Here is a 1,339-nt window from a genome sequence, read left to right on the forward strand (position 1 = left end):
GGTAGCCACGGGCGAGTCCGGCACCGGCCACGTACAGTTCGCCCGTCACGCCTGGTGGTACTGGCTGCAGATTCGGATCCAGTACGAACAGTGTGGTGTCTGAGATGGGCTGGCCGATGGGGATGCCGGCGGGGTTGTGGGTGTCTGTGGGGGTGATTTGTCGGGTGGTGGTGAAGGTGGTGTTTTCTGTGGGGCCGTAGCCGTTGATGAGTCGGGTTTGTGGCAGGTGTTCGAGTATGGTGCGGCATTGTGGTGGGGACAGTACGTCTCCGCCGGTGACGATGGTGTGTAGTCCTGTTAGTGCTTCGATGTCGGTGTCGACCAGGTGGTGGAGTAGGCCGGCGGCCACGCACAGGACGCTGACCTGGTGGGTGGTCAGGAAGTGGCGCAGGGTGGTGGTGGAGGGTATGCCGGGGGGTGCGATGGCCAGTGTGGCGCCGTTGAGCAGGGCTCCCCAGATCTCGAAGGTGGCGGCGTCGAAGGAGATGGAGGAGATGTGGGCGACGATGTCATCGGGGTGTAGTGGGGCGAAGGTGGCGGGGTTGACCAGGCGGTCGATGGCTCGGTGGGGGATGGTGACGCCCTTAGGGGTGCCGGTGGAGCCTGATGTGAACATCACGTAGGCGGGGTGGTCGGGCAGGAGTGGGCTGGTCCGGTCGGTGTCGGTCAGCGGACTGTCTTCGGATTGCGCCACAGCTGCTTGGACTGTGGGGTCGTCCAGGACGATCCATTCCACCGGCCCTCGGCCTGGGCTCGGCTCCCATGAGGTGGAGTGCTTTCGCAGTCGGTCGGTGAGTGTGGTCGTGCTCACCACCGCGGTGGGGGCGACGTCGGTCAGTGTGGAGGTGATCCGTGTGGGTGGGTAGTCGGGGTCGATGGGCACATAGGCGCCGCCTGCTTTGAGTACGGCCAGCAGTACGNCGTGGCCGACCACCGCCACCGCGTCGGGTGTTCGCGCCACGTGGGCGGCGAACAGCTCCGGCAACGTCACCTCCGGCACCCCACGTGCGGTGTTGTTCCAGGTGCGCAGAACGGTGTGGCGCAACTCAGGATCGAGGAGGTCGATCTGCCGCACGGGCAGGGCGGGGTCGGTGGCGACCGCCTCCAAGGTCCGCACCAGCTGTTGAGCGAGGCGCTCGGCGGTGGCTGCGTCGAACAGGTCGGTGGCGTAGACGATCCCGCCGTTCAAGCCCGCGGGGCGGCCGGCTTCGTCGAAGTGTTCCTGGATCTGGATGTCCAGGTCGAATTTGGCCGGCACCTCACCGACATCGGCCGGCGCCGCCTGGAGTCCGGGCAGTTCGACCACGACCTCGGGGGTGTTCTGGACCGCCAGCATCAC

Annotated in this window: 1 protein-coding gene; it reads right to left on the reverse strand. The window is 66.4% G+C overall.

The genetic code is table 11. The annotated features are described in order from the left end of the window. Positions 1-1,336: AMP-binding protein (locus tag IEJ02_RS47750; protein ID WP_498067148.1), on the reverse strand; the 1,336-nt coding region annotated here is incomplete at its 3' end. Positions 1,337-1,339: the final 3 nt, after the last annotated feature.

Origin of the sequence: Streptomyces sp. 5-10 (assembly GCF_014712245.1) — a bacterium.
GTDB lineage: Bacteria > Actinomycetota > Actinomycetes > Streptomycetales > Streptomycetaceae > Streptomyces > Streptomyces violaceusniger.